Raw genomic sequence first — 18,872 nt, 5'->3', positions numbered from 1 at the left:
AACAATCCGCCGCTGGCCTGGTCGCAGGTGCCGAGCAGTCCCGCGCGGCCGCGCGGCAATCCACAGCCCTACGAACACGGCGGCGAACCGCCCACCCACGCTCCGACCCAGCGCCCGATGCCGTACCGGGAGGCACCGCCGCCACCGCCGCCGGCACGTCCCCGCCGCGCCGAGCGCCCGCCGCGCGAACCCCGTGTACCGCAGGCCCGCCGGAAACGGCATTGGGGCCGATGGTTGCTGATTCTGCTGCTCATCGTCATTCTGCTGCCGGTCGCCGGGGCGATCTATCTGGATCGCTCACTCCACCGCATCGACGCGCTGGCCGCCTATCCGGACCGCGTCGCACAAACGGCCGGTACCAATTGGCTGCTCACCGGATCCGACACCCGCGTCGGTCTGACGCCGGAACAGGAGCAGGAACTGTCGACCGGCGACAGCGCCGACGCGGGCGGTGAGCGCAGCGACACCATCATGCTCGTGCACATCCCGAAATCGGGTGCGCCCACCGTGGTGAGCCTGCCGCGCGATTCGTATGTGAGCATTCCGGGCGTCGGCAAGGACAAACTCAATGCCGCGTTTTCCGCCGGGGGCCCGAAATTGCTGGTGCAGACGGTCGAGAACGCGACCGGCCTGCGCATCGACCACTTCGCCGAAATCGGCTTCGGCGGTTTCGCCGGCATGGTCGATTCACTCGGCGGCATCGATATGTGCCTGCCCGATGCGATCGATGATCCGAAGGCCGGTATCGACCTTCCGGCCGGATGTCAGCATCTGTCCGGCTCGCAGGCGCTCGGCTTCGTGCGGACCCGCGCCACCCCGCGAGCGGATCTGGACCGTATGAACAATCAGCGGCTGTTCCTGTCCGCGCTGCTGGAGAAGGCGACCAGCGCGGGTACGCTCGTCAACCCGTTGAAGGTGTGGCCGCTGGCCCGCGATGTGGCCTCCTCACTGCAGGTCGACAACGGCGACCACATCTGGGATCTCGGCCGGTTGGGCTGGGCGCTGCACGGCAAGACGATCGCCACCACCGTGCCGATCGGCGGCTTCGTCGACGAATCGGGTTCCGGCAACGTGTTGCTGTGGGACAAGGATCGGGCCGGCCGCTTCTTCGATGCGCTGGCACACGACCAGGCGGTCCCGGACGATCTGCTCACCCGGTAGCGTCGGGGTATGTCCGGTACCGGCCCCTTCCCCGACCTGCTGCGCGCGCAGATTCGACGCGAATTCACCGCCTCACAGCAATATCTCGCCGCGGCCGTCCATTTCGACGCGCAGCGGCTGCCGCAGCTGGCACGTATCTGCTATCTGGGCGCGGAGGACAAACGCGCCCATGCCCTGCGGATGGTGCAGTATCTGCTCGACCGGGATGCCGCCGTCCCGGTCACCGGTACCGACGAGGTGCGCTCGGAATTCGAATCCCCCACGGCCACCGTGGAATTCCTGCTGACCCGGGAACGGGAACTGACCGATCACATCACCACGCTGACCCGCACCGCCCGCGATGCGGGGGATTATCTCGGCGAACAATTCGTCCGCTGGTTCCTCGAGGATCAGCTCGCGGAGGTCGCGCGGCTCACCACACTGGCGGCGGTATGCGAGCGAGCGGCGGGCAATCTGTTCGACATCGAGGAGTTCGTGGCGCGCGAGATCCCGGCCACACGCACAACCGACGCCTCCGCTCCGAAACCGGCGGGAACCGCGCGGCGATGAAATTGCGAGGGCAGCCGAAATCGCAGGCAGCCGGCGAATTCCGAAATGCGGCCGGGCAGCTCGGGTAAGGCGCCGGTAACTAAGGCAATACTTGCCTCATTAAGGGTGTACTTGGATGACAGCCGAACTTGACCAGCACTAATGTCGGGCTCATGTCCAGCCACGCCGATTTCTCGCACAGCAAATTTCACGCCCTGCTCCACGATCAGATCCGGCATGAATTCAATGCCGAGCACCAGTACATCGCGATCGCGGTGTGGTTCGACAATGCCGATCTGCCGGTTCTGGCGAAACACTTCTACGCCCAGGCCATCGAGGAACGCAATCACGCGATGATGATCGTGCGATATTTCCTCGATCGGGACATGAGCGTCGAACTCTCCGGGGTCGACGCCGCGCGGTCGCAATTCGAGAATGCGCGCGAGCCGATCCAATTGGCGCTGCAGCAGGAGAAGACCGTCACCGAGCAGATCATCCAATTGGCCAGCACCGCCCGCGAGGAGGGCGATTATCTGGGCGAGCAGTTCATGCAGTGGTTCCTGAAGGAACAGGTCGAAGAGGTGGCACGGATGACCACGCTGCTCACCGTCGCCGACCGGGCCGGGTCGAATCTGTTCGACCTCGAGTATTTCGTCTCCCGCGAGATGAGCGGTCCGAGCGATGCTTCCGGGGCGCCGGCGGCGGCCGGCGGAAATATCTGACGCGAGGAAACGATGAACTCGGCCTGCCGTCCGGCGGGCCGAGTTCGTCGTGTTGAGCCGATGCGGAACGCTTGTCCCGCAGTGGGTTTCGCTAGCGCAGCGTGACCTGGCGCGAGCGCAGACCGTCGCGCGAGCGGCGCTCCTCCGAACTCAGCGGGGCGTCGGAGGCCAGCGCCTCGGCCAGGCGGGCACCGAATTCGTGTGCGGGAGTGACCCATTCGCTCGGGTGCCGTTCGCGATCCAGATCGAAGACCGGCACCAGCAGGCCGTGCGTACGGAACGAACCCGCGAATCGGGAGCCGTCGCCCAGGTGCAGCCCACCCGCGGCGTGCACGCGTGCGAGGGCCAGCATCAGGGCATCCTCGTCCTCGGGCCGGACCCAGCGCAGATGCGCCTTCTCGCCGGCGTCGACCCACCAGGCCGCGCCCACGGATTCGGCGCCGAGGGCCAGCCGGTCCGACGGCATGATCGCCTGATCGGCCTGGTCGATGGTCGCGGCGACCTGCGGATCCGGAGTGACACCCTCCGGAACCCACCACTGGAAGTTCTGGTGGACGGTCAGATCCAGATTCGCCTTGGGATCGATGACCTCGGACAGCGGGGGCACCGCGTCCTGGGCGGCTTCGCTTGCCGCGGTGAGCGATTCGCCGGGTTCGGCGGCCTGCGTCCACAGAATCGCGGCGGCCAGATCGGCGGCCGGATCGTCCGACTGGACCTGCACCTGCGCACCGACGAATCCGGTCGGCTCGTCACCGGCGCGCACCAGGGCGGCCACGGCGCCGGGCAGCACGGTGGCCAGCGTCACCGGGCGCTCGGCGGAGACGCCCGCTGCCAGTTCCAGGGTCGCGGTCGCCGACGGGACGAACTCGCGGAGTGCGACCAGGTCGCATTCGGCGGCCAGCCCGGCGAAGGGGCGCGTCACGGCCGAAGCGGCCTGCTGTTGCGCCGCACGACGTTCGGCGAGGCGCTGGGCCCGATTACTGTCGGGCTTGGGACTGTTGCGCTTGCTCTTACCCACGAACGCAGAACCTACAGGTTCCCGCGGCCACCACCGCGCAGGGGCGCACCGAATGTGGCGCGTAGGGGTGAACCGATTCGGCCGCCGGGTTGTCCCGTTCGGTCAGATACCGTCCAGCACGTTCTTGGTCCGGCCGGGATGGTTGGTCGCGACCCAGCTGACGCCCAGCTCCGCGCACAGTTCGACGTCCTGGGGATCGTCGACGGTCCAGCAGTAGGTGGCGCGTCCGGCGGCGGCGGCCTTGTCGACCAGTTCGGGGTGTTCGCGCAGGGTTTTCACCGACGGACCGACGGCGGTGGCACCGACCGTCGTCGCGGCGCTTCCGCCCAGGTACCGCGAGGATTCGCCGAGCAGTACGGTCGGCAACAGCGGCGCGGCCCGGCGGATGCGCCACACCGCGGTGGCGGCGAACGACATCACGACCGCGCGGGAATGGTCGGCCGAGGCCGGTGTGGCGATGCCGAAGCGCTGCAGTTCGGCCAGCACCTTGTTCTCCACCAGCGCGCCGTACCGGACCGGATGCTTGGTCTCGATGAACAGTTTGGTCGGCCGGCTGCGCCAGTCCAGTACCAGCGTGATCAGTTCGCTCAGCGTCAGCACCGGAGCGGGGCTGCCGTTGCCGCCGAAGTCGAGATCCCGCAGCTCGTCGAGGGTCATCTCGCTGACCAGGCCGGTGCCTGAGGAGGTGCGGTCCACCGTGCGGTCGTGCACACAGACCAGATGACCGTCACGAGTCAGCCGGACATCGCATTCGACACCGTCCGCGCCCTCCTCCAATGCCAGCTCGTAGGCGGCGAGGGTGTGTTCGGGACGGGTACCCGACGCACCCCGGTGCGCGACCACGAACGGTGCGCGATTGCCCTGGCTCACTTGGCCATGACCTCCTCCTGTTCGACGCGCTCCGCCTCGGTGTTCTCGGCGCCGGTGTGCTCGGCTTCGGTGTGCGGCGTTTCGGCGTTCCCGGCAGCCGCCCGGTCCGGAGTGTCCACCGCGGTGACCGGATGGACGGGCTCGATCACCGGGACCGCCGGACCGGCCGCGGGCAGCCAGCGCTTGGCCATCCGGATCCGGCCGCGCAGATCACGACCCTCGCACATCCGCAGCACCCACAGCGACAGCACCGCCGCCGCGACCGCGACCAGATCGGTGTAGACCGTGAAGATCACACCGTCGGCCTGGCCCTGCAGCGTATCGGCCGTGCGCCAGAACAGCGACGCAATGACCATCACACCGTTGAGAACCCAGACGCACCACCAGATCCGCACCGCGCGCAGCGTGCGTGGGTCACCGCCGAGCTGGCGAGCCAGTTCGGTGAGGAAGACACCGGGCCAGACCAGGTTGACCACCGGGATGAGCCCGCCGCACAGCAGCGCCCGCAGGGAGCGGGGATCGCGGCGGCCGTTTCCGGCATAGGCGCTGCGGCGGGCACGGACCAGCCAGCCGAGCAGGCCGACCGCGGTGATCAGCGCGCAGATCAGCGCGGCGACCGAGGTCGCGTAGACGGTGAGGTCGGAGAAGAACAGCAGCAGCGGCTGGATCAACCGGGTGCGGTTGCGCAGCAGAATCAGATAGCGGCCGAATTCGGCGACCGCCGACAGTCCGAACAGGATGACGGTGGCCAGCAGCAGACCGGCGACCCGTTCGGTCAGCCAGTGCAGGACGGCCTGGATCCGGTTCTGTGGCGCGGCGGCGACGTGCGGCGGCCGGTCCCGCAGTCCCCAGCGCGGAATCTCGGTGTAGCGCGGGGTGGCCGGATCGATCGCGGGCGCCGGACGCGGGCGTTCGACCCGCGGGCCGCGCCCCGGCGGGCGGGCCACCCAGCGGTAGTTGCGCCGTTCCGGCGGGGCGTCGACGGGCGCCGGGGACAGCAGCACACCGCGGCAGCGCGGGCACCAGTGCATCGGGGTGCCGTGCACCGCCCAGCGGGCGCCGCACCGGGCGCAGGGTTGCACGACCGTACTCACCGGGCTGCTCCCCCTTCCATCCAGTCGACCTTCATCATCGGGTGTGCGGTTGCGCTCGTCTTCGACAGCTCGTCAGTAGATTTTCGCCTCGGCGTCGCCCGCGCCGCTCAGCGGGCGTCCGGCCTGCTGCCAGGCGACCATGCCGCCGACGACCTGGTAGACATCGAATCCCACGTACGCGAGATACTTGGCGACCTCGATCGAACGTCCGCCCTGGCGGCAGACGACGTAGATGTCGGCGTCGTAGTCCAGTTCGTCCAGGCGCGCGGGCACGTCGATCATCGGGATGTGCAGCGCGGCCGGCGCGTGGCCGAGCTGCCATTCGTCGTCCTCTCGGACATCGAGCAGGATCGCGGAGGGGGCGCCGTCTCCGGATCCGGCGCCCGCCGACGGTGCGGCGTCGAATTCGGCAGGCAGATCCTGGACCGGCACCGAGGGGATTTCGGAGCTCGTCACAATGGACGATCCTGCCACGTCCCCCGGATCGGCGGGGAGACCCGGCAGTCGATCGCCCGGGTGAACTCCAGGTTTGTTCCGGCCGTCCATACCGTGCCGCACACCCCGGGCATCCCGACCTGTGTATATCTCACCCCCAGTTATCCACATAATCCACAACCTCATCCACAGGTTGCGACTTGCGAGACCGGTCGGTTCGCATCAACCGATTCCGGAAAACGGAACGGGGGCCGCTCCGGGACTCCCCTCCTCGGTCCCGGAGCGGCCCCCGCCGCCGCCTGCGGGCCTCCTGCGCTGGTCAACGGTGTATCACCGGCCGCTACGAGAGCCCGACACATACTTGGACGGGGCGGCTGACCGATCGGTTCCCTCCCTTCGGCAAAAAAACGACACCACTAGCGAGAAACCGAAATACCGAGCTCTACGGTGGGGAATCGGTAGCCTGACGCTATGGACGCGAGCAGGGCGTTACTCGACGGATTGGATACGACCGGGCTCAACACCGCACTCGCCGAGGCGACCTGTCTCGGACTCGTGGTCGACGCCGCGGACGGACGACTTCGAATCGAACTGGAGGTACTCACCCTCCCCGGCGACGGGCAGCCCGCCGACGGCCGGGTGTCGCTCACACTGTCCGGGGTCAGCCGGGTCGCGGCATCCCTGCGCCGGCAGCGCTGGGACGATCTGGAACCGCGCATCTTCCCGCTCACCCTCGACACCCTCGGGGAGGCCATCGCCGGATTCGGTGGCGGCGCCCTGCACGGCTGGGATTTCATCGACGTCGACGACAGTGGCTGGGCGCTGTGGCGCGAGCTGCTGAGTTTCGACACCACGATCAGCGATCGGACCCCGGCCCACGTCCTCGAGTTCTCCCAGCAGGAGGGCACCGATCCGCGCGAACTGGATGTGCGGGTCTGGTTCGAGGACATCACCATCGAGACCGCCGACGGAAGTCTGATCGGCCTCGACGATTTCGTCGCCGGCGCGCGGCGCTGGTGGAAGGCACACGATTCGTGCGATCCACGCACCATGCTGCCCGACGTCGCACCGCCGATGTAGACGCCGGCGGACCGCCGAAGTGGCGGAACCGCGTACCGCGATCCGGGCGAAATCGCGCCGACATGCGTTCAGCGTGAATAAATCTCCGAGCCGGGGCATACCACGGGCGTGCGCCCTCGATCCTGGCCGAGCCGTCGATTTCGGGCCGTGGGAATCTAGGGTGGACCGGACCCGGTTGCATCGAGCGGGTGTACGAATGAAGGTTGGTGTGCTCGACATGACCGGGTACACGCGCCGACATCATGAGGAAGGGACATCGTGGCTGAGTACACGCTGCCAGATCTGGATTACGACTACGGCGCCTTGGAGCCTCACATCTCCGGGCAGATCAACGAGATTCACCACTCGAAGCATCACGCCGCATACGTCGCCGGCGTCAACACCGCGCTCGAGAAGCTGGAAGCCGCGCGCGAGGCCGACGACCACGGTGCGATCTTCCTGCACGAGAAGAACCTGGCCTTCCACCTCGGTGGTCACGTGAACCACTCCATCTGGTGGAAGAACCTGTCCCCCAACGGCGGCGACAAGCCGGTCGGGGACCTGGCCGCCGCGATCGACGACCAGTTCGGCTCGTTCGACAAGTTCCGCGCGCAGTTCACCGCTGCCGCCAACGGCCTGCAGGGCTCGGGCTGGGCGGTGCTGGGTTACGACACCCTCGGCCAGAAGCTGCTGACCTTCCAGCTGTACGACCAGCAGGCCAACGTGCCGCTCGGCATCATCCCGCTGCTGCAGGTCGACATGTGGGAGCACGCCTTCTACCTGCAGTACAAGAACGTCAAGGCCGATTACGTGAAGGCGTTCTGGAACGTCGTCAACTGGGCCGACGTGCAGGAGCGCTTCGCCAAGGCCGTCGCTCAGGGCAAGGGCCTGATCTTCGGCTGATACGCCTCTCCGCGTACTCAGGCCATACCCATCGGGTATGGCCTGAGTTGCGTTGCGGGCGTGTTACCTGCGACTTAGCACTCTCTGGTACTTGTGTGCCAGACATTGTTCGGGTCATTCTCGGGTACTCCTATCGCACGATAGGCCGAGGACGGGCTCGCTCATCGTGGAGCCGCCCCCGTTGACAGTTCGGGAGGCATCCGATGCGTACGAACAATCCGGTCGGGGTCACGCCGTTCCAGGCCCGCGGCATACTGCGTGGCTTCGTGATCTCCGGGCGCTGGCCCGATACGACCAAGGAATGGGCGCAACTGCTGGCGCTCGCGGTGCGGGTGGCGAGTCTGCCCGGCCTGCTGACCACCACGACGGTCTTCGGTGCGCGCGAAGAACTGCCCGACGATCCGCATCCGGACACCGTCGGCCTGGTGGTGGCCGAGGGGCCCGTATTGGGCGAGGAAGCGCTCGAACCGGGACGCTTCGCCGATCATGTGCCGCCCGCGTTGATGATGTTGCATCCGCCCTCCGAGACGAATCCGTCGCTGCCCGAATGTGTCGGCGCCGCGTCGGGATGTGTTCTGCTGCCGGGCATTCCGCATCTGGGGCTCGCACACCGGGCGGCGTGGGTGGAGGCCGAGCTCGACGGCACGGTCACCTCGATGGTCAGCCGCGTGGGGGTGGATCCGATCTCGGATCCGGATACCGCGGTGCTGGCCATGCTGCTCGCCGCCTGAGGCCCACGGGTCTCCCGGCAACCCACGGGACGGACGTCCGAACGCGGTGCGGAGCCCCGGCGAAACACCTTCGACGGGTACCCGAAACTTTTCGGCCGCATCGCCAAACTTATTGTGCGCATTGCGATTTCAGCAACAGGGACTTGGCGGCAGCGCGCAGGTAAGGGTAGGCTGAAGGACAGCGAAGGGGAGTAGCCCGCAATCGCATGGTCGACATACTGATCCGCTGAATGGATCCGGCCATCCGAACCGGATTTCCGGTGGGCGAGACCTTCGGCCGACGACAGACCGTTCATACGGGCGTGGTCGGCTGAGGGCGCCCCGTCTTCGGCCGACACGCCGGAGACCTGGGAGCCGATGATGATCGCCGCGATACTACTGAGCTTCGGCGTGCTCTTCGTCGCCGAACTCGGCGACAAATCGCAGCTGATGGCCCTGACCTTCGCGTTGCGTTACCGCTGGTGGATCGTGCTGGGCGGTATCACCGTCGCGAGCGTGCTGGTGAACGTGATCGCCGTCGGCGTCGGACATTTCCTCGGAGCGGCCCTGCCCACCGACTTCATCGCACTCTGCACCGGCCTGATCCTGCTGGCGGTCGGTGTGTGGACGCTGTGGGCGGCCCGGCACGAGGAGCCCGATCCCGACGAACCCGAGACCACCGGCCCCGCCTCACCCGGCCGCGCCTTCCTCATCGTGATCTCGTCGTTCCTGCTCGCCGAACTCGGCGACCGCACCATGTTCGCCACCATCGCGCTGGCCTCGAATCACAGCTGGGTGGCCGTCTGGGTGGGTTCGGTCGCGGGTATGGTCGCCGCCGGCGGTCTCGCCATCGCCATCGGCATCACGGTCGGCAAGCACATTCCGGAGCGCGCGGTCGCCGTCGCGTCCGGCCTGCTGTTCCTCTACATCGGTGCCGCCACCCTGCTCGGCGCGATAGCGCCGGACCTGGGCAAACTCGGCGAGTATTCGATCGCGGCGGTGGTGCCGCTGGTCGGCGGCGCGCTGTGGGGAGTGCTCGGGCGGGCGAATCGGACCGACGAGGAGCCGGCGGAACCGCATTCACTGCACGGACGCTGAGCGGCGCGCCGCACGGCGGTCGGCTCAACCCGGTTCGAATGATCCCCGTTCGGCCAGCGCGGACAGATCGCGGGCCAGGTGAGCCGCTGCTTCGCGGAGTTCCGGAGGCTCCAGCACGTCGACCTCGAATCCCAGACGGACGATGCGGACCGCGAGCCAGTCGAGGTCGTCGCCCGCCACCACCAGAACCGACCAGCCGTCGCGATCGTCTTCGACGCGGCCGACCTGGGGCGGAATCAGGTCGCGCACCCGGGCGGAATCGGCGTGGACGCGGATCCGGGCGAGGAAGCGGTAGGGCGCCTCGGCCACCGATCGCTGGACGTAGCCGACCGGATCCGGATGGTCGCGCGGCCGGAAACGCCAGGTCGTGGCCTGCACCTCCCGCATGCGGTCGAGGCGGAAGGTGCGCCAGTCGTCGCGGTCGATATCGCGAGCCATCAGATACCAGCGCCGGCCGGTGGTGACCATGCGGACCGGTTCGACGGTCCGTTCACCGGCAGTCCCGTTGCGGCCCGAGTACTGGAAGCGGACCCGGACGGCGTCGCGGCAGGCCCGGGCGAGGGTCATCAGCAGTTCCGCATCGATCTCGATACCCGGACCGACCATGGTCTCGGTGGCGTCGTGTACCGCCCGCACCTCGGCACGCAGTCTGGGCGGCATCACCTGATCGAGCTTCGTCAGCGCCCGCAGCGCCGCCTCACCCGCGCCGGCGACGGTTCCTCCCGTAGCCAGGCGCAGCGACACCGCGGTGGCGATGGCCTCCTCGTCGTCGAACAGCAGCGGCGGCAGCCGCGTCCCCGCACCGAGCCGATATCCGCCGCCGACACCGGCCGTGGCCTGTACCGGATAACCGATCGCGCGCAGCCGTTCCACGTCGCGGCGCACCGAACGGTCGGTGACGCCCAGCTCGTCGGCCAGTTCCGTAGCCGTCCACGACGGCCGGCGTTGCAACAGGGCCAGCAGCCGCAACACCCGCTCGGTGGTCGCCTCGACGGTCATGCGGTCATCGTGGCACAGATAGCGGAAGGTTGCTGTCCGCTATTCACGCGAAGCTGTGCTCATGACCGACTGGAACACCCTGCTTCGCGAGCAGATCGACCGGCACTGGACCGACCAGATCCGCCCCCGGCTCGACGGACTCACCGACGACGAGTACTTCTGGGAACCCGTGCCCGATTGCTGGAATCTGCACCCGCGCGGCGCCGGCAACGCACCGATCCAGGGCGGTTCCGGCGCGATGACCATCGACTTCGCCTTCCCACCGCCGGATCCGGCGCCGTTCACGACGATCGCCTGGCGGCTCGGGCACGTGATCGTCGGCGTCCTCGCCGTGCGCAACGCCTCGCATTTCGGGCGCGCGGCCACCGACTACCATACGTTCGAGTACGCCGAGACCGCGAAAGACGCACTGGCCCAGCTCGATTCGGAGTACGCCGGCTGGCTCGACGGCATCGGATCACTGGGCGAAGACGGCCTCGCCCGGCCGTGCGGCGCGGCCGAAGGGCCCTATGCCGAATTACCGTTCTCGGCGCTGGTTTTGCACATCAACCGCGAACTGATCCACCATCTGGCGGAGGTCTGCCTGCTGCGCGACCTCTACCTGCACCGCAACCGACAGGAGGCGAGCTGATGGCCCGCGATGTCCAGATCACCTTCGACTGCGGCGATCCCGCGGGATTGGCCGCGTTCTGGGCCGAGGCGCTCGGCTACCGACTGCAGGATCCACCGCCCGGATTCCAGACCTGGGACGAGGCACTGGCGGCCATGAACGTGCCGCCGGAACGGCGCAACGACGCCTCGGCGCTGATCGATCCCGAGGGTGCCGGGCCGCGGTTGTTCTTTCAGCGGGTGCCCGAGGGCAAACAGGCCAAGAATCGGGTCCATCTGGATGTGCGGGCGGCCCCGGGCCTGACCGGCGACGACCGGATGGCCGCCCTGCAGGCCGAGGCCGAGCGACTGGTATCCCGCGGCGCGACCAGGCTGCAGCGTTACGAACCCGCTCCCCCGCTCGGCAACGGTCACATCGTGATGGCCGATCCGGAGGGCAACGAGTTCTGCCTCGACTGAGCCGGCTCCCGCGGTGGTCACCAGGGATCGAAATGCTCCCGCGGGTCCGCGCGACCGGGGGCGGCGGGCACGCCGCCGAACAGATCGCCGCTGCGCCGGACCAGCTCGAGCATGGGCTCACGCAACTCCCGCAGCCCGTCCGGATCATCGGCCGCGACGTGAGTGGTCACCATGGCGCTGAGCGCGGCGACCATGGTGCGGCACGCGAAGCGCTGCTGATCGGTGCGGGCGTCGAGAATGTCGGCGACGAGCGAGACGAACGATTCCTGCAGTTCCGCGCGCCGCGCGATGGCCTTGGGCCCGGCGGCGTAGACCTCGACGAGGAACAGCCGCGCGTAGGCGGGTTCGGCGGCCAGACCGTCGAGGTAGGCGTCTAGGAGGGCGCCGATCGGCGGTTCGGCCGGGGCGTCGGTCCGTGGCCGCAGCGTGTCCTGGATCCGGGCGATCAGCTGTTCCACCGCCCGCTCGTAGGCCGCCTCGAAACAGTCCTCCTTAGAGCGGAACTGCTCGTAGAAGGTCTCCCGCGACACTCCCGCACGCTTGATCACCGCCGCGACCGACGTGCCCACATATCCGTGGGCGGCCATCGCCTCCGCCATCGCCGCGAGAATCCGGTCACGCTGGTCCCGGACGACCGTTTCCCGCGGGATACCGTGCCGGCCCCGAGGTAGCCGGCGGTCCGCGGGGGCCGAGGCGGTCATGTGGCAACTCCATCGTTCGATCGCGTACCGGTTCGCAAACGAAACTAGCTGGTTGTCTTCCATTCTGCGCGGTGCCGGCTTCCCACGCGGCGCACCCCCGGCTGTGACGGCACCCACGCCCGATATGGTGCTGTTGACGGAAGGCCAGTACCCATAGGGCCGTCACTAACGAGAGGACCAAACACCGTGGAGATTTCGGGCTCCGCCGCGATCATCACCGGAGCTGCGTCCGGTCTGGGCGCCGCGACCGCACAACGCTTCGCCGACCAGGGTGCGACCGTATTCGGTCTCGATCTGACGCAGTCGATCGAACGGGCCGGCGACAGCGTCCCCGCCGGTGTCACCCTGATCCCGACCGATGTGACCAGCAACGACGAGGTCGCCGCCGCGGTGGCGAAGGTCGTCGAATCCGGTGTGCCGCCGCGCATCGTGGTCAACTGCGCCGGTGTGGGCTGGGCGGGACGCATCCTGTCCAAGAACGGCCCGCACGATCTGGAGCTGTTCCGGACCGTGATCACCGTGAATCTGCTGGGCACCTTCAACGTGATGCGCCTGGCCGCCGACGCCATCTCCAAGACCGAGCCGGTCGACGAGTACGGCCAGCGCGGCGTCGTGATCAACACCGCGTCGGTGGCGGCGTTCGAGGGCCAGATCGGCCAGATCGCCTACTCCGCCTCCAAGGGTGGCGTCGCCGGCATGACCGTCCCGGCCGCGCGCGACCTGGCCCAGTTCGGCATTCGCGTCAACACCATCGCCCCCGGCATCATCGACACCCCGATGCTGGCCGGCGTCACCGAGGAGTACCGCAAGGGCCTCGAGGCCGGCGTGCCGTTCCCGTCGCGCCTGGGCCGCCCGGACGAGTACGCGCAGCTCGCGCAGTACATCACCGAACACGACTACCTGAACGGCGAAACCTTCCGCATGGACGGTGCGCTGCGCATGGCGCCGCGCTGACATTCGAGCCGAGGCCGACACGGAATTCCCGTGTCGGCCTTTTGCTTCGACGGCCCTCGGTTGTGAACGATCACAAGCATGGCGGCGTCACTTCGGTGCGAGTGACAGGAATTTCTCCCCAGCGGGAATCAAGGCTAAGTTAAAGCTGATTCTACTGGGTAGTAAGTTCAAAAGGCCAGGTCGTAACGATGCAACTGGGTGACAGAGCACAGCGCTCGCGGGCGAGCGGATCGCCGAGACGGGGTGGGGGCGGCTTCCGCCGGATAATCGCACTCGGGGCCGCGGCATGTGCGGGGGCGGCGCTCGGTTGTGCGGCCGCCGGCACCTCCACCGCGACGCCGGTGAGCGAGTTCTACACTCCCCCGGCGCAATTCGCGACCACACCGGGCTCGGTGATCAAGACCGAGGCGATGCCGGTGTTCGTGGCGCCGCCGGGATTCGGGCCGTGGCCCGCGAACGCGCAGAAGGTCATGTACACCTCGCAGACCCAGGACGGCGCTCCGACCGCGGTCAGCGGCACCTACCTCGACGCCACCGCCGCCTGGCAGGGCACCGGACCGCGGCCGACCGTCGTGATCGCGCCCGGTACCTCCGGACAGGGCGATCAGTGCGCGCCGTCGCAGGCCTTCGCCACCGGTCTCTACGCCCGGATCACCCCGCCGAGCATCTCCGCCAATCAGGAGGCGGTATCGGCGATGGTGTGGCATGCGCTGGGCGCCCGGGTCTTCGTGACCGACTACATCGGACTGGGCACACCCGGCGTCCACACCTACGTCAACCGGGTGGAAGAGGCGCACGCCGTTCTCGACGCGGCGCGCGCCGCGAACGCGCTCTCGGGTACCGGAGCGCAGACGCCGCTCGCCTTCTGGGGTTACTCCCAGGGCGGCGGTGCGACCGCGTCGGCGGCGGAGTTGCAGCCCAGCTATGCACCGGAACTGAATCTGAAAGCGGTGTGGGCCGGCGCGCCGACCGCCGATCTGAGCGCGGTGCTGCAGAAGATCGACGGAAATCTCATCGGAGGTGTGGTCGCCTACGCCCTCAACGGGTTTCTGGAACGCTATCCGGATCTGAAGCCCGAGCTGGACGAGCGCGTCACGCCGCAGGGCGCGGGCCTGCTCGCGGAACTGCAGGACAGTTGTGTGGGCGATGTGATCCTGAAACATCCGCTCCTGCGCGGCAGTGACTTCACCCGGGACCATCGACCGATTCTGGACAACCTGCGCGAAGTACCGGCGGCCATGGACATTCTGGACCGGCAGCGCATCGGCACCCTCAGCCCGACCGCACCGGTCCTGATCACCAGCGGGGTCAACGACGACACCGTGCCCTATCCGCAGGCGCGCCGGCTCGCCGACGACTGGTGCGGCAAGGGCGCCACCGTCACCTTCCGCAGTAACGGTCTCCCGCCGATCCTGCCCGGTATGGCGCTGCCGAACCACTTCGGTCCGGAGATCATCGACGGTTTCAGCCCGAGCGGTGTCATCCCCTATCTGATGGACCGGTTGAACGACAAGCCGATCGCCGGTTGCACCGTCGACTGATGCGCCGCCGACGGCGGCCCGCATTCCGCGGCACGCACGGAGAGGCCCGCGCGCCGAGGCCCGCAAGGAAATTCCTTGCGGGCCTCGGTGTTTCGGTTGTCGTGGTCAGAAGGTCTTGGTGAGGCGGTCTGCCAGGACCCGGGCGAAGTGGGCCGGGTCTTTCAGTTCCCCGCCTTCGGCCAGCACCGCTGTGCCGTAGAGCAATTCGGCCGTTGCCTGCAGATCCTCGGACTCCTTGTCCTTGGCGTAGGCATCGCGCAACCCGGTGACCAGGGGGTGCTCCGGGTTGAGTTCCAGAATCCGCTTGGATTCCGGGAGCGCTTGGCCGGAGGCGCGGTACATGCGCTCCAACTGCGGGGTGAAGTCGAAGACATCACCGACGACACAGGCCGGGGAGGTGGTCAGGCGGGAGGACAGGCGGACCTCCTTGACGCTGTCGCTCAGCGTCTCCTGCAACCACTTCAGCACATCGCCGAAATCCTTCTCCCGCTGTTCGCGCAGCTGTTCGGAGGCCTTCTTCTCCTCCTCGGTCTCCAGATCCACCTCGCCCTTGGCGATCGACTGGAACGGCTTGCCGTCGAAGTCCGGCACCGAGCCGACCCACATCTCGTCGACCGGGTCGGTGAGGATCAGCACCTCGAGGCCCTTGGCCTTGAAGGCCTCCATATGCGGCGAATTCTCGATCTGCTGCCGGGATTCACCGGTCATGTAGTAGATCTTGTCCTGGCCCTCGGCCATGCGCTCCACGTACTGCGCGAGCGTGGTCGGCTCGGAATCCGAGTGCGTCGAGGCGAAAGACGAGACCTGCAGGATGGTTTCGCGGTTGTCGAAGTCGGAGAGCAAGCCCTCCTTGAGAACTCGGCCGAATTCGTTCCAGAAGGTCTGGTACTTCGACTCTTTCGCGGTGGCCTCGTCGGAACCGGATTCGGCCGATTCGGCGCTCTGCAGATCCTTGATCGTCGACAGCACCTTGCGGACCAGGCGCTTGCGGATCATCTGGATCTGCCGGTCCTGCTGCAGAATCTCGCGCGAGACGTTCAGCGACAGATCCTGTGCGTCCACCACGCCCTTGACGAAGCGCAGATACTCCGGCATCAGCTCTTCGCAGTTGTCCATGATGAACACCCGGCGCACGTAGAGCTGCACGCCGCGCTTGTGCTCGCGCATGAACAGATCGAACGGCGCGTGCGAGGGAATGAACAGCAGCGCCTGATATTCGAACGTGCCCTCGGCCTTGAGCGGGATGATCTCCAGCGGATCGTCCCAGGCGTGCGAGACGTGCTTGTAGAACTCCTTGTACTCCTCGTCGGAGACGTCGCTGCGCGGGCGCGTCCACAGCGCCTTCTGCGAATTGAGGGTCTGCTCCTCGAGGATGGTCTTCTCGGTCTTCTCCTCACCCTCACCCTCGGTGACGGTGCGCTCCACCTGCATCCGGATGGGCCAGGAGATGAAGTCCGAGTACTTCTTGACGATCTCGCGGAGCTTCCACTCCTGCGTGTAGTCGAAGAGGTGATCGTCCTCGTCCGCGGACTTCAGGTGCAGCGAGACCGCGGTGCCCTGGGGCGCGTCGTCGAGGGTTTCGATGGTGTAGGTCGAGCTGCCGGCCGCGGACTCCCAGCGGGTGCCCTCGGACTCACCCGCACGGCGGGTGGTCAGCGTGACCTTGTCGGCCACCATGAAGGTCGAGTAGAAGCCGATACCGAACTGGCCGATGAGGTCCGCGGGAGCGGAGCCTGCGGAGCGACCCGAAGAATTGGCGTCGGCTCCTTTCATCTCCAGCAGCTGGCGGCGCAGCTCGGCGGTGCCGGACTTGGCCAGGGTGCCGATGAGATCGACAACCTCGGCGCGCGACATGCCGATGCCGTTGTCGCGGACGGTCAGCACCCGGGCGTCCTTGTCGACCTCGAGTTCGATATGCAGATCCGAGGTGTCGACCTCGAGATCCTTGTCCCGGAACGACTCGAGCCGCAGCTTGTCCAGCGCGTCCGAGGCGTTCGAGATCAATTCCCGCAGGAAGGTGTCCTTGTTCGAGTAGACCGAGTGGATCATCAGTTCCAGAAGCTGATGGGTCTCGGCCTGAAACTCCAGTTGTTCGACGTGATCGGTCACGTGCAGATATTACGACGGACCGCGGGTGGCTCGCGAAAGTCGGTCATCGCGGGAACCTGCGCGTCGGCACTGTGCGCGCGGGGTTGCGCGGGCGCCATCCATTCGCGCAGCACCTGGGTGGCGCGGACGTCGTCCTCGTTGTACTCCAGCAGGCGGGTGCGCTGCGACAGATCGGGCGCCCCGTCGTACCCGACCGCCAGGCGATACCAGCTCATCGACGCCTCGCCGCCGGCCTCCGGATCGCGCCAGCCGAATCCGGCGACCGGGGCGATCTTCTTGAGCCCCTTGCCGTTCGGGCAGATGAACTGCTCCGACACCGCCTGGAACATATCCACCCACTGCGGGCTGTCGACGAAGGCGCGGACCTCGTCCTCGGTGGGGACGCCGGGCCGACCGGCGAATCGGCGCGCCGATTCGTAGAGCCACTTGTCCTCGGCCGTGCGCGAGTAGCAGTAGGCGGCGAACGTCTTGCCGGCCGCGGCCGCATCGGCGCGCACCGCCATCAGCCAGGTCCAGAACTCGGCGAACGAGCGGGCCTCGTCGGCGGTGGGCAGCGGATCCCAGGTGAAGAAGGGGCGATACACCCCGTCGAGCAGGGTCCCCCACAGGTAGGCGCCGTACTCCTGATAGCTCTCCAGATCGACGTCGACCTCCACGTCGGCCCGGGCGACCCGCACCCGGTCCACGCGGCGGACCAGCGGCGCGCCCGAGATCCAGGCACGCGCGGTCACGACCGTCTCGGCGAACGGCTCGTACTGCCAGTCCTCGGGTTCCTCGGCGGTCCACTCGGCCAGGTCGTCGATGGTCTGCACGCCGTGGCGGCGCAGCAGTTCGGCCCGCGAGCCGGGAGCGACAAGGCTGACGTCGCGGTGGGCCGCCAGCCAGCCCTCGCAGCTCACCGCGGGCGGTTCGGTGATGTCGCGACGCTCACCGCCGGCCGCACTGGGCGCCCGCGTCCACCACGGGCACTGCCGGCATTCCGGCACCTTGGACGGAACGGTCGGCAGCTCACCGCGCACCACCGCGATGCGATCGGCATAACGCCGGTCGTACTCGTCGAGCACCGGGGCCAGATCGTGCACCAGGATCCGGTCGAAGTGATAGCCGATGGCGCCACCGACCAGCGCGGGACTGGCCAGGCCGTGCCGCTGCAACATGCGATAGAGGTGGGCCAGCCGCTGCTGGTCGCGCGGTTGGGTGCGGACCCGGACGTGCCGGTCGGGACGCGGATCCCAGCGGTACAGGTCCGAGGTGGTGGGATGGAAATCGGCCGGATCCGGCTGGCGCGGATCGGTCACCTTGTGGTTGACCACGATGATCGGGATGTAGCCGCCGCGATCGGTATCGCGCAGCAGGATCTCACAGCCGCCGCGACGGCCGGTATCGGACTCCTGCGGCAGCAACGCCCCCCAAATACGCTGCGCCCCTTCGGAACACGCGCGCAGCGTGTCCTCGGCGCGGCCGCTCGCGTGCTGATCCGGGTCGATGATCACCCACGCCTGCGGATCGGCGGCGACGAGCGTGTCGCGGACCTTCGAGCGATGCGCGGTGGCGGCGTCACGGCGCTGTTTGACACCCGCGTCCTCCGGCACCCCCAGCAGCCGTTCCGGATGAGTCGCATCCAGATGCAGCCGGTGCCGGCAGCCGACCAGCGCGCGAGCGTCGACATAGGCGATGCGCGGCGGGTGCTCGCCGGACCCGGCGGGCGCCGACAGATCAGCCGGGTCGGCCGGAGCACTCGCCGTGCCGGCCGAAACCTGCTGCGCCCGTTCCACTTCGGCGGGCACCACGACGGTTCGTCGAGCAGCAGCCCGCCGCTCGTCGCCTCCGCCGTCCTCCTCGCGACCGTCTTGGTCGCCGCTGCCCGAATACACGCTAAGCAGTATGGTCCCTACCTCCGAC

At 67.9% G+C, this 18,872-nt stretch carries 19 protein-coding genes; 11 read left to right on the top strand and 8 right to left on the bottom strand.

What is annotated here, in order from left to right:
* Positions 1–12 precede the first annotated feature (12 nt).
* The 3 genes from ON23_RS00245 to ON23_RS00235 all read left to right on the top strand — a co-directional run bounded on the left by ON23_RS00245 (position 13) and on the right by ON23_RS00235 (position 2,411).
* Entirely contained in the window at positions 13–1,161 is a 1,149-nt protein-coding gene (locus tag ON23_RS00245) for an LCP family protein (RefSeq protein ID WP_083903582.1), read from the top strand.
* A 9-nt stretch (positions 1,162–1,170) separates the two neighbouring features.
* On the top strand, positions 1,171–1,710 hold the full coding sequence (locus tag ON23_RS00240) for a ferritin (RefSeq protein ID WP_039775100.1): 540 nt from the start codon (positions 1,171–1,173) through the stop codon (positions 1,708–1,710).
* A 152-nt stretch (positions 1,711–1,862) separates the two neighbouring features.
* A complete protein-coding gene (locus ON23_RS00235; RefSeq protein WP_039775099.1) occupies positions 1,863–2,411 on the top strand; it encodes a ferritin in 549 nt (182 codons plus the stop codon).
* A gap of 91 nt (positions 2,412–2,502) precedes the next feature.
* On the opposite strand, the gene ON23_RS00230 is transcribed toward ON23_RS00235, so the two are convergent.
* From ON23_RS00230 to ON23_RS36615, 4 genes are all read right to left on the bottom strand, one after another.
* Entirely contained in the window at positions 2,503–3,429 is a 927-nt protein-coding gene (locus ON23_RS00230) for a DUF5926 family protein (protein ID WP_039775097.1), read from the bottom strand.
* Between the two features lie 102 nt (positions 3,430–3,531).
* Positions 3,532–4,299: a glycerophosphodiester phosphodiesterase gene (locus tag ON23_RS00225; protein WP_036496965.1), complete on the bottom strand. Its 768-nt coding sequence runs from the start codon at positions 4,297–4,299 to the stop codon at positions 3,532–3,534.
* On the bottom strand, positions 4,296–5,393 hold the full coding sequence (locus ON23_RS00220; RefSeq protein ID WP_039775095.1) for a DUF4328 domain-containing protein: 1,098 nt from the start codon (positions 5,391–5,393) through the stop codon (positions 4,296–4,298). The genes ON23_RS00225 and ON23_RS00220 overlap by 4 nt, the downstream gene beginning before the upstream one ends.
* A 72-nt stretch (positions 5,394–5,465) precedes the next feature.
* Positions 5,466–5,849, bottom strand: coding sequence for a rhodanese-like domain-containing protein (locus ON23_RS36615; protein WP_039775093.1), 384 nt, complete (start codon positions 5,847–5,849; stop codon positions 5,466–5,468).
* 450 nt (positions 5,850–6,299) lie between these two features.
* Between ON23_RS36615 and ON23_RS00210 the strand changes: the two genes are divergently transcribed.
* From ON23_RS00210 to ON23_RS00195, 4 genes are all read left to right on the top strand, one after another.
* Entirely contained in the window at positions 6,300–6,908 is a 609-nt protein-coding gene (locus ON23_RS00210) for a hypothetical protein (RefSeq protein ID WP_039775091.1), read from the top strand.
* A 258-nt stretch (positions 6,909–7,166) separates the two neighbouring features.
* Entirely contained in the window at positions 7,167–7,790 is a 624-nt protein-coding gene (locus ON23_RS00205) for a superoxide dismutase (RefSeq protein ID WP_036496963.1), read from the top strand.
* A gap of 203 nt (positions 7,791–7,993) precedes the next feature.
* Positions 7,994–8,521 carry a hypothetical protein gene (locus tag ON23_RS00200; protein WP_039775088.1) on the top strand — a complete coding sequence of 176 codons (528 nt, stop codon included), beginning with the start codon at positions 7,994–7,996 and terminating at the stop codon, positions 8,519–8,521.
* A gap of 360 nt (positions 8,522–8,881) precedes the next feature.
* Positions 8,882–9,598 carry a TMEM165/GDT1 family protein gene (locus ON23_RS00195; protein ID WP_039775118.1) on the top strand — a complete coding sequence of 239 codons (717 nt, stop codon included), beginning with the start codon at positions 8,882–8,884 and terminating at the stop codon, positions 9,596–9,598.
* Between the two features lie 24 nt (positions 9,599–9,622).
* Here the strand turns inward: ON23_RS00195 and ON23_RS00190 are convergent, their stop codons facing one another.
* Positions 9,623–10,597 (bottom strand): helix-turn-helix transcriptional regulator, encoded by a 975-nt coding sequence (locus tag ON23_RS00190; protein WP_039775086.1) that lies wholly within the window; start codon positions 10,595–10,597, stop codon positions 9,623–9,625.
* Positions 10,598–10,658: 61 nt separating this feature from the next.
* Here ON23_RS00190 and ON23_RS00185 point away from each other — a divergent pair, with 61 nt between their 5' ends.
* A complete protein-coding gene (locus tag ON23_RS00185) occupies positions 10,659–11,228 on the top strand; it encodes a DinB family protein (protein WP_039775085.1) in 570 nt (189 codons plus the stop codon).
* The gene (locus ON23_RS00180) at positions 11,228–11,665 is read left to right on the top strand and encodes a VOC family protein (RefSeq protein WP_039775082.1); all 438 of its coding nucleotides are present in this window, start codon (positions 11,228–11,230) and stop codon (positions 11,663–11,665) included. The genes ON23_RS00185 and ON23_RS00180 overlap by 1 nt, the downstream gene beginning before the upstream one ends.
* A 17-nt stretch (positions 11,666–11,682) precedes the next feature.
* Here ON23_RS00180 and ON23_RS00175 read toward each other — a convergent pair whose 3' ends face one another.
* Positions 11,683–12,366 carry a TetR/AcrR family transcriptional regulator gene (locus ON23_RS00175; RefSeq protein WP_051041729.1) on the bottom strand — a complete coding sequence of 228 codons (684 nt, stop codon included), beginning with the start codon at positions 12,364–12,366 and terminating at the stop codon, positions 11,683–11,685.
* 186 nt (positions 12,367–12,552) lie between these two features.
* On the opposite strand from ON23_RS00175, the gene ON23_RS00170 reads away from it, so the two are divergent.
* Together ON23_RS00170 and ON23_RS00165 are read left to right on the top strand one after the other, a co-directional pair.
* On the top strand, positions 12,553–13,320 hold the full coding sequence (locus ON23_RS00170; protein ID WP_036496958.1) for an SDR family NAD(P)-dependent oxidoreductase: 768 nt from the start codon (positions 12,553–12,555) through the stop codon (positions 13,318–13,320).
* A 188-nt stretch (positions 13,321–13,508) separates the two neighbouring features.
* Positions 13,509–14,861, top strand: a complete 1,353-nt coding sequence (locus ON23_RS00165) for a lipase family protein (protein WP_083903577.1) — start codon at positions 13,509–13,511, stop codon at positions 14,859–14,861.
* 105 nt (positions 14,862–14,966) lie between these two features.
* Here the strand turns inward: ON23_RS00165 and htpG are convergent, their stop codons facing one another.
* The gene (gene htpG / locus ON23_RS00160) at positions 14,967–16,970 is read right to left on the bottom strand and encodes a molecular chaperone HtpG (protein WP_039775080.1); all 2,004 of its coding nucleotides are present in this window, start codon (positions 16,968–16,970) and stop codon (positions 14,967–14,969) included.
* Positions 16,967–18,685 (bottom strand): TM0106 family RecB-like putative nuclease, encoded by a 1,719-nt coding sequence (locus ON23_RS00155; protein WP_174376451.1) that lies wholly within the window; start codon positions 18,683–18,685, stop codon positions 16,967–16,969. Before ON23_RS00155 ends, htpG begins: the two co-directional genes overlap by 4 nt.
* Positions 18,686–18,872 lie beyond the last annotated feature (187 nt).

It is taken from the genome of Nocardia cerradoensis NBRC 101014 (assembly GCF_000308535.1).
GTDB classification, from domain to species: domain Bacteria; phylum Actinomycetota; class Actinomycetes; order Mycobacteriales; family Mycobacteriaceae; genus Nocardia; species Nocardia cerradoensis.
Note: the sequence above shows the minus strand (reverse complement) of the source record. Positions and strands in the feature narration are given on the sequence as shown.

Coding starts and splice junctions, on each gene's coding strand:
- ON23_RS00165 (WP_083903577.1), top strand. CDS start 13,509: ATGCAACTGGGTGACAGAGCACAGCGCTCGCGGGCGAGCGGATCGCCG.
- ON23_RS00185 (WP_039775085.1), top strand. CDS start 10,659: ATGACCGACTGGAACACCCTGCTTCGCGAGCAGATCGACCGGCACTGG.
- ON23_RS00240 (WP_039775100.1), top strand. CDS start 1,171: ATGTCCGGTACCGGCCCCTTCCCCGACCTGCTGCGCGCGCAGATTCGA.
- ON23_RS00210 (WP_039775091.1), top strand. CDS start 6,300: ATGGACGCGAGCAGGGCGTTACTCGACGGATTGGATACGACCGGGCTC.
- ON23_RS00200 (WP_039775088.1), top strand. CDS start 7,994: ATGCGTACGAACAATCCGGTCGGGGTCACGCCGTTCCAGGCCCGCGGC.
- ON23_RS00175 (WP_051041729.1), bottom strand. CDS start 12,366: ATGACCGCCTCGGCCCCCGCGGACCGCCGGCTACCTCGGGGCCGGCAC.
- ON23_RS00190 (WP_039775086.1), bottom strand. CDS start 10,597: ATGACCGTCGAGGCGACCACCGAGCGGGTGTTGCGGCTGCTGGCCCTG.
- ON23_RS00195 (WP_039775118.1), top strand. CDS start 8,882: ATGATCGCCGCGATACTACTGAGCTTCGGCGTGCTCTTCGTCGCCGAA.
- ON23_RS00180 (WP_039775082.1), top strand. CDS start 11,228: ATGGCCCGCGATGTCCAGATCACCTTCGACTGCGGCGATCCCGCGGGA.
- ON23_RS00235 (WP_039775099.1), top strand. CDS start 1,863: ATGTCCAGCCACGCCGATTTCTCGCACAGCAAATTTCACGCCCTGCTC.